The organism is Microbacterium sp., from assembly GCF_031988965.1.
In the GTDB taxonomy this organism is placed as follows: Bacteria; Actinomycetota; Actinomycetes; order Actinomycetales; family Microbacteriaceae; genus Microbacterium.
Map to the genome: position 1 here is coordinate 1 of NZ_DALZXX010000193.1, position 4,281 is coordinate 4,281.

5 protein-coding genes are annotated in these 4,281 nt (G+C 70.1%); 3 read left to right on the plus strand and 2 right to left on the minus strand.

The genetic code is table 11. The annotated features are described in order from the left end of the window. The 3 genes from RTM68_RS17250 to RTM68_RS17260 form a co-directional block, all read left to right on the plus strand. A partial coding sequence (locus tag RTM68_RS17250; protein WP_312173315.1) for an aldehyde dehydrogenase family protein occupies nt 1-972 on the plus strand: 972 nt, incomplete at its 5' end. Between the two features lie 29 nt (nt 973-1,001). Beyond that, entirely contained in the window at nt 1,002-1,781 is a 780-nt protein-coding gene (locus RTM68_RS17255) for a 3-oxoacyl-ACP reductase (protein WP_312173317.1), read from the plus strand. 34 nt (nt 1,782-1,815) lie between these two features. Beyond that, nucleotides 1,816-2,544, plus strand: a complete 729-nt coding sequence (locus RTM68_RS17260; protein ID WP_312173320.1) for a GntR family transcriptional regulator — start codon at nt 1,816-1,818, stop codon at nt 2,542-2,544. 25 nt (nt 2,545-2,569) lie between these two features. Here the strand turns inward: RTM68_RS17260 and RTM68_RS17265 are convergent, their stop codons facing one another. After that, on the minus strand, nt 2,570-3,958 hold the full coding sequence (locus RTM68_RS17265; RefSeq protein ID WP_312173323.1) for an aspartate aminotransferase family protein: 1,389 nt from the start codon (nt 3,956-3,958) through the stop codon (nt 2,570-2,572). A 36-nt stretch (nt 3,959-3,994) separates the two neighbouring features. Then, nucleotides 3,995-4,281: aldehyde dehydrogenase family protein (locus tag RTM68_RS17270; protein ID WP_312173326.1), on the minus strand; the 287-nt coding region annotated here is incomplete at its 5' end.

Below are 4,281 nucleotides of genomic sequence, written 5' to 3' on the forward strand. Positions count from 1 at the left end.
AACTTCCCCATGACGATCGCGGCGTGGGCGTTCGCGCCGGCGCTCGCCGCAGGGAACGCCGTGGTGCTGAAGCCCGCCGAGCTCACCCCCCTCACGGCGATCCGCCTCGGCGAACTCGCCCTCGAGGCTGGGCTGCCCGAAGGGCTGTTCGAGGTCGTCACCGGGTCGGGGTCCGTCGTCGGGCAGCGACTCGTCGAGCATCCTGATGTCCGCAAGGTGGTGTTCACCGGATCGACCGAGGTCGGCATCGAGGTCGCCGCCGGATGCGCTCGCGCGCTCAAGCCCGTCACTCTGGAGCTCGGCGGCAAGAGCGCCAACATCGTCTTCGCAGACGCGGACCTCGAGAAGGCCGTCGCCGCGGTCCCCGGATCGGTGTTCGACAACGCGGGCCAGGACTGCTGTGCTCGCAGTCGGCTGCTCGTGCAGCGCTCGGTGTACGACCGGTTCCTCGAGATGCTCGAACCCGCCGTCGCCGCCTGGCAGGTGGGAGACCCGTCGAGCGCCGACACCGACATGGGGCCGCTCATCTCGGCCGCGCACCGCGACACCGTCTCCGGGTTCCTCGACGACGCGAACATCGCGTTCCGCGGCAGCGCTCCGAGCGGCGACGGATTCTGGTTCGCGCCCGCCGTGGTGCTTGCCGATCCGTCCGACCGCATCGCCCAGCACGAGGTGTTCGGGCCTGTCGTCGCGGTCATGCCGTTCGACGACGAGGCCGATGCGATCCGCCTGGCGAACGACACCGCCTACGGTCTCGCCGGCTCGATCTGGACCGAGAGCCTCGGCCGCGCGGTCCGCGTCTCGCGCGGCGTGCAGAGCGGCGTGCTCTCGGTGAACTCTCACTCGTCGGTGCGGTACGCGACACCGTTCGGCGGCATGAAGGCGTCGGGTCTCGGGCGGGAGCTCGGACCGGACGCCGCCGAGCACTTCACCGAGACGAAGAACGTCTTCTTCGCGACCGACGAATCCTGACCCGCACCCACCTGCAACGGAGAACACACATGAGCATCGATCTGACCCAGCGACTCAAGGACCGCGTCGCCATCATCACGGGAGGCGCGAGCGGCATCGGCTTCGCCACCGCGCAGCGCTTCGCCGCCGAGGGGGCGTTCGTCGTCATCGCCGACGTCGACCCCGCGACGGGGGAGAAGGCTGCGGCGGAGGTGGGAGGGGCGTTCCGTCCGGTCGACGTCGCCGACGAGGGCAAGGTCAACGCGCTCTTCGACGGCGTCGCCGAGGAGTTCGGCCGCATCGACATCGCGTTCAACAACGCGGGCATCTCGCCGGCCGACGACGACTCGATCGAGACGACCGAGCTGCCCGCCTGGGACCGGGTGCAGGACGTCAACCTCAAGAGCGTGTACCTGTGCAGCCGTGCGGCGCTGCGCCACATGGTGCCCGCAGGGCGGGGCTCGATCATCAACACCGCGTCTTTCGTCGCGCTCCTGGGCTCGGCCACCTCGCAGATCAGCTACACCGCCTCGAAGGGCGGCGTGCTCGCGATGTCGCGCGAGCTCGGCGTGCAGTTCGCGCGACAGGGTGTGCGCGTCAACGCGCTGTGCCCCGGCCCCGTGAACACGCCGTTGCTGCAGGAGCTGTTCGCGAAGGACCCCGAGCGCGCGCAGCGTCGCCTCGTGCACGTGCCGATGGGGCGCTTCGCCGAGCCGTCGGAGCTTGCGGCCGCCGTGGCCTTCCTCGCCTCGGACGACTCGTCGTTCATCACCGCCAGCGCCTTCGTCGTCGACGGCGGCATCACCAACGCATACGTCACCCCGCTGTGAAGCGGGATCATGTCGCTGTGACAGGCTGAGAAGCATGAGCGAGCACCCTTCCGACGGCGATCTCGTCGCGGTGCGCCGGGCGGTCTATCGGCCGCTGCGCCGAGGCAACGCGCTGGAGGATGCGGTCGCTCGCCTCGTGCAGACCATTCGTCTCGGCGTCGTCGCGCCGGGGGAGTCGCTGCCACCGGAGCGCGAGCTCGCGGCATCCTTCGGCGTCAGCCGCGACACCGTGCGCGAGGCGATCCGCGAGCTCGCCGACACCGGCTACCTCGTTCCCAAGCGCGGGCGATACGGCGGCACCTTCGTCGCGGATCCGCTGCCGCAGCCGTCGGATGCCGGAGCCGTGACCGCGGCCGAGATCGACGACGTGCTGGGTCTCCGCCGGGTGCTCGAGACCGGCGCGGCACGTGCGGCGGCGGGTCGCACTCTGGATGCCGCGACGCGCGCCGACCTGTGGGCACGGCATGAGGCCGCGCTTCCGGCCGGCCCCGAGGAGTATCGACGCCTCGACACCCTGCTGCACCTCGCGATCGCGGAAGCCGCCGGAGTGCCGTCGCTCGTCGCACTCGTCGCCGAGAACAGGGCCGACGTGAACGCGTGGCTCGACACCTTCCCCCTGATGCCTCGCAACATCCAGCACTCGGGGGAGCAGCACGAGCGGATCGTCACCGCGATCCTCGCCGGGCGCCCCGACGTCGCCGAGGCCGCGATGCGCGATCACCTTGCCGGGTCCGAGGCGCTGCTGCGCGGATTCCTGATCTAGAAGCCGCGCAGCAGCAGCAGCACTCTCAGTTCGCGGCGTGCTCGTCGGCGACGGCGAGAGCCTCGTCGAGCACGGTGAGACCGCGCACCAGGTCGTCCTCGCTGATCACGAGCGGCGGAGCGACGTGCATGCGGTTGAAGTGCGTGAACGGCCAGACACCGGCCTTCTTCGCGGCGGCGGCGAAGGCGGCGACCGGCGCGGCATCCGCTCCACTCGCGTTGAACGGCACCAGCGGCTCGCGCGTCTCCTTATCGCGCACGAGCTCGACGGCCCAGAACAGACCGCGACCCCGCACCTCTCCGACGCTCGGGTGGGTGTCGACCCAGCGGCGCAGCGTCGGCTCGACGATGCGCTCGCCGAGGTCGCGCACGCGCTCGAGGATGCCGTCTCGGCGGAACACCTCGAAGGTCGCGACGCCCGCGGCGCACGCGAGCGGATGCCCCGAGTAGGTGAGCCCGCCGGCGAACGGCGTGGTCTCGAAGGCCTTCGCGATGCGCTCGGAGATCACGACGCCACCGAGCGGGACGTACCCCGAGTTCACGCCCTTGGCGAAGGTGATGAGGTCGGGGCGTCCCTCGTACGCGTCGATGCCGAACCACTCGCCGAGGCGGCCGAAGCCGACCATGACCTCGTCGGCGATGTAGACGATGCCGTAGCGGTCGCACAGCTCGCGCACGCCCGGCAGATAGCCGGGCGGCGGCACGAGCACGCCGTTGGTGCCGACCACCGTCTCGATGATGATTGCGGCGATGGTCTGCGGGCCCTCGAGCTGGATCGTCTGCTCGAGGTGGGCGAGTGCGCGCTCGGACTCCTGTTCGGGCGTCTCGGCGTGGAACGGCGAGCGGTAGAGGTACGGCCCGAAGAAGCGCACGGCTCCCGAGTCGGGCGTGCCGTTCGCCCACCGGCGGGGATCGCCCGTGAGCGAGATCGCGGTCGAGGTCGACCCGTGGTAGCTGCGGTACATCGACAGCACCTTGTGGCGACCTGTCGACTGACGCGCCATGCGCACCGCGTACTCGTTGGCCTCGGCACCGCCGTTCGTGAAGAAGACCTTCTCGAAGCCCTCGGGCGCGACCTCGACGATGAGCCGGGCGAGCTCGCCTCGCACGTCGTTCGCCATCGCGGGCTGGATGGTCGACAGGCGCCCGGCCTGCTGCTGGATCGCCGCGACCAGGTCGGGATGCTGGTGCCCGAGGTTCAGATTCACGAGCTGGCTCGAGAAGTCGAGGTAGGCGTTGCCGGCGTAGTCCCAGAACGTCGAGCCCTCGCCCGCGGCGACGGGCAGCGGATCGATCAGGCCCTGCGCGCTCCACGAGTGGAACACGTGGCCGCGGTCATCCGCCCGTACCTGCGCCTCGGCCTCGGGGGCGGGCAGGGGGTGGGATGCACCGTGGCGGTCGGTGTAGTTCGTCATGTCTCGTGTCTCAGTTCTCAGTGTCTGTTCGGGAGCTCAGTGGTTGCTCGGGAAGCCCAGGTCGATCTGCGAGGGCGTGTGGTCGGGCCAACGAGTGGTGACCACCTTCGACCGAGTGTAGAAGTGCACCGACTCGGGGCCGTAGATGTGCGAGTCGCCGAACAGCGAGTCCTTCCAGCCGCCGAACGAGTAGGCGCCGATCGGCACGGGGATCGGCACGTTCACGCCGACCATGCCGACCTCGATGTCGAACTCGTACTGACGCGCGGTGCCGCCGTCGCGCGTGAAGATCGCGGTGCCGTTGCCGTAGGCGTTCGCGTTGA